This is a genomic window from Schnuerera sp. (assembly GCF_035459645.1).
Classification (GTDB): Bacteria; Bacillota; Clostridia; order Tissierellales; family Tepidimicrobiaceae; genus Schnuerera.
In genome coordinates, this window is sequence record NZ_DATHXO010000008.1 from 1 (window position 1) to 3,978 (window position 3,978).

At 29.3% G+C, this 3,978-nt stretch carries 4 protein-coding genes; 3 read left to right on the forward strand and 1 reads right to left on the reverse strand.

The annotated features are described in order from the left end of the window. Positions 1-125: 125 nt before the first annotated feature. Positions 126-704, forward strand: a complete 579-nt coding sequence (locus VK998_RS00160; RefSeq protein ID WP_325224133.1) for a TetR/AcrR family transcriptional regulator — start codon at positions 126-128, stop codon at positions 702-704. 32 nt (positions 705-736) lie between these two features. On the opposite strand, the gene VK998_RS00165 is transcribed toward VK998_RS00160, so the two are convergent. Next, complete coding sequence (locus VK998_RS00165; RefSeq protein WP_325224135.1) at positions 737-1,645, reverse strand: polysaccharide deacetylase family protein; 909 nt, start codon at positions 1,643-1,645, stop codon at positions 737-739. Positions 1,646-1,878: 233 nt separating this feature from the next. Here VK998_RS00165 and VK998_RS00170 point away from each other — a divergent pair, with 233 nt between their 5' ends. Both VK998_RS00170 and VK998_RS00175 read left to right on the forward strand, forming a co-directional pair. Beyond that, positions 1,879-2,553 carry a response regulator transcription factor gene (locus VK998_RS00170; RefSeq protein ID WP_325224139.1) on the forward strand — a complete coding sequence of 225 codons (675 nt, stop codon included), beginning with the start codon at positions 1,879-1,881 and terminating at the stop codon, positions 2,551-2,553. Continuing rightward, positions 2,550-3,845 (forward strand): HAMP domain-containing sensor histidine kinase, encoded by a 1,296-nt coding sequence (locus VK998_RS00175; RefSeq protein ID WP_325224141.1) that lies wholly within the window; start codon positions 2,550-2,552, stop codon positions 3,843-3,845. Before VK998_RS00170 ends, VK998_RS00175 begins: the two co-directional genes overlap by 4 nt. The last annotated feature ends 133 nt before the right edge of the window (positions 3,846-3,978 follow it).

The following is a 3,978-nucleotide window of genomic DNA, read 5'->3' on the forward strand; positions in this document are numbered from 1 at the left end:
ATTATCAACTGTCCTTACTTTAATATTTATTCCAGTTTTGTATTCGCTAGTTGATGATGCAAGGAATTATTTACGAAAAAAGATTCTTAAAAAGGGAAATTAGGATTATATAGGGGGTGTAATATATGGATTTAGTAGAAAAACGGCGAATAGAGATTATCCATGCTGCTATGAAGGTGTTTTCTAATAATGGTTTTGAACGTTCCAAGATGGAAACCATTGCTGCTGAAGCTGGTATAGGTAAAGGGACTATTTATGGTTATTTTTCTAGTAAAAAGGAACTCTTTGAGGAAATGATCTGTTATAATATTGATAAATATAAGGATGAACTTATTAAAATAGTAGCAAGTCAGCAGAGTTTTTCTAAAAAACTAGCTATGCTATTTAGTTATCATGCCAATTTTATAGAGAAGAACTTAGATATACTTCAAGTGACGAATAATAGCAAATTATTGTCTTGTTCTATGAAAAACAGAATTATTGAGGAGCAAAAAAGTTTTTTTGAATTGATTGAGAAAATGGTGAATATAGGTATATCCAATGGAGAAATAAAGGATAATATAGATGGAGAAGTAGCGGTTTTATGCATTCTTGGGGCGATAAACCAGTTGGCTGGTAAAAGGATTTTTATTGACAAGGTTAGCGCAGACAATATAGATGCTGCACCGTTGGTTGATATAATTATGGAAGGTTTAAAAAACTAGGTGATTATACCACCTAGTTTTTATATTTTATACTATATGTCATAGCTTCCATTTACAATTCTCATAAATCGACTAAAAGGCATTTTATGAGGAGAAATTGAAAATCTTGGCAGTTCATATTTACTCAAATCTTCAGTAACGTATCCAGTTTCTATAGTAAAGGCCATTTCATAGCCAGTTGCCTTTAGGTATTCAATAGTGTTTTCATCATATTCTCCATAAGGATAAGCAAAGTATTTAGCATTTAATAATTCCTTACTTTTTGCTAAATCTTCAAGGATTATTTCCTCATCTGAGGATAAAAGTAATTTTTCTCCGTTTTCATCTACATCATGAAGTTCATAAGTATGACTTTCATAATCAAATACATCTTCATATTTATAAGCATCATATATGCTTAAAGATTGAGTATCGCTAGGATCAAATGAAACTTGCGGACCATTTACTCTATATCCTAACATAAATATGGTACCCCTAAAATTATATTTTTTCATTATAGGATAAGCATATAAAGCATTACTATAATATCCATCATCAAAGGTAATTACTACAGTTTTTTCTGGCAAAGTGATTTCTCCATCTAAAAAGGATTGTAATTCATCCAAAGTTGCTGTATAAAAACCGTTTTCATATAGATAATCCATATGTTTTTCAAAGTTTTCTACAGATAGAACACTTCCATTGTTAGACCAATTATATTGGTCTATATCTTCTTGCTCTAATAAGTGATGGTACATAAGTACTGGGATCTTTTCAGCTTCTTTTTCACTTAACTGATTTCTTAATTCTAGTATTTCCTTTCGTAATCTTATATTTTCTTCTTTGAGTATTTCAAATTTTTCCTCATTAATATTGTCTGTACTATTTTCCCCATAGGCTACAAGGGAAGTTTGTCCTAGTATAAGAATGGTTATAAGAAGTATTACTCCAAATTTTTTCATGTATTTGCTCCTTCCTAATTAATGTAATATATATATTATATATTTTTCTTTGTAGCTTGTAAATTGAAAAAAGGATAAAGGGGTTAGTTCAATGAACAGAAAAAAAGTTGTTCATGATATAATAAATAAAATTGACATAATATTTGCTTATTTTATCTAGGATTTAAAGTATTAAAAATTAGACGATAGCTTTAGTTTCATATTAAATAATAATATTAGAAGAGGTGTGGTATATGATTAATATTCTAGTAGTTGAAGATGATAAAAATCTTCAAAAACTGATGGTAGCTGTTTTAAAACAATATGGATATAATGTTTTAAATGCTAAGGATGGAGTGGAGGCTTTAGAAATATTGGATAAGTCCCATGTGGATTTAATAATCACCGACATTATGATGCCAAATATGGATGGTTACAATTTAACTAATGCCCTTAGAGAATCTAATTATAATTTGCCAATTTTAATGATCACTGCTAAAGAAACTCTTGAAGATAAAAGGAAGGGATTTTTAGTAGGTACAGATGATTATATGGTTAAGCCTTTTGATATGGATGAAATGATTTTACGGGTAAAAGCGTTATTACGTCGTTCTAAAATAGCCAATGAGCAACGATTGACTATTGGAGATGTGGAGCTTGATTACAATGCTTTGACCGTTAATAAGGATGATGATTCCATACTTTTACCTAAAAAGGAATTTTATCTTTTATTTAAGTTGTTAAGTTATCCTAAGCATATATTTACAAGACAGCAGCTTATGGATGAAATATGGGGTATAGAATCAGAAACTGACGAACGTACAGTAGATGTTCATATTAAACGGTTAAGAGAAAAATTTGCTCATTTTAATGAATTTGAAATTATCACGGTTCGAGGGCTTGGATATAAGGCGGAGATCAAGATATGAATAAAATTTCAGTGAAGCTAGCATTGTTTTTTATCTTACTTATTTGTATTTCAGCATTTTTATCCTTTTTGGCATCAGCACTTTTTACCTATAATATTAGAAATGAAATGGAACAAAACCAAAGATCTATTGCTAATTCTTTATTAGAATTAGATGAGAAGACAGACTTGAGTTTGAAGGAGATAGTTTATATTACGTCTACCTCTATGTATGATGTTAGTAAAATTGATGATATTAGCTCTATAGAAATTAACCAAAAAGATTTAGAAAAAATAGAAAAGGGTGAAATTGTATTTATATATCACGGAATACTTCAAGGTACAGCTACCTTTTTAAAGACAAATAATTCATATATTAAAATTGGTCTTCGCCCTGGTAATAATATATTTACTATTGTAGGTTCTCGTATATGGTTTACTTTAATTTCTTTTATTATAATTGGGGCTATATTAATTGCCTTATCTGGGAAAAGAGCAGTAAAACCTATTTTACAATTAACCTTGGCTACGAAGGAAGTGGCTAAAGGTAATTTTGATATTCAGGTTGAAAACAATAGCGATGATGAGATTGGACAATTGACACAGCATTTCAATAGGATGACAAGGGAGTTGAAAAATATAGAATATTTACGTAAGGATTTTATCAGTAATATATCCCATGAGTTCAAAACTCCTATTGCATCAATACAGGGATTTGCAAAGCTTCTCCAAAAGGGGAATATATCTCATGAAAATAAAAAGGAATATATTAATGTTATTGTAGATGAAACAACAAGATTATCTAATCTATCCTCCAACCTTTTAAAACTTTCAAAGCTTGAAAATCAAGAGATTTTAGGAGAAAGGACAGTTTTTTCTTTAGATGAACAAATTAGAAAGAGCATCTTGCTTTTGGAACATCAATGGAATAGGAAAAATATTGAATTTCATATTGAGTTGGATAAAGTTCAGTATTTAGGAGATGAAGAATTACTTCAACATATCTGGATTAATTTAATAGGGAATGCTATTAAGTTTTCCTATATGAACAGTAGTATAGAAGTTAAACTAAAACGAATGGATTCTACTATAATAGTGAAAGTAAGAGATTATGGTGTTGGTATAAGTGATGAAAATATGGAATATATTTTTGAAAAGTTTTATCAAGGTGAAAAATGCCACTCCTATGAAGGAAGTGGATTAGGATTACCTTTAGTGAAGAGGATTGTAGATATTTATGGAGGAAGTATCTATGTGGAAAGTAAATTGGGCAAGGGATCTACTTTTATTGTTGAGTTACCTATAGAAGAATAGTCTTATAGGATAAAATAAATTAGGGTAGTTCATATTCAGTTCATATTTATAATATTAAATATAATTATAGAATCTATTTATACTAATATAACCTATATGGTAACTATCTAATTGATGATGAAAAATTTAGCCT

Coding starts and splice junctions, on each gene's coding strand:
- VK998_RS00170 (WP_325224139.1), top strand. CDS start 1,879: ATGATTAATATTCTAGTAGTTGAAGATGATAAAAATCTTCAAAAACTG.
- VK998_RS00175 (WP_325224141.1), top strand. CDS start 2,550: ATGAATAAAATTTCAGTGAAGCTAGCATTGTTTTTTATCTTACTTATT.
- VK998_RS00160 (WP_325224133.1), top strand. CDS start 126: ATGGATTTAGTAGAAAAACGGCGAATAGAGATTATCCATGCTGCTATG.
- VK998_RS00165 (WP_325224135.1), bottom strand. CDS start 1,645: ATGAAAAAATTTGGAGTAATACTTCTTATAACCATTCTTATACTAGGA.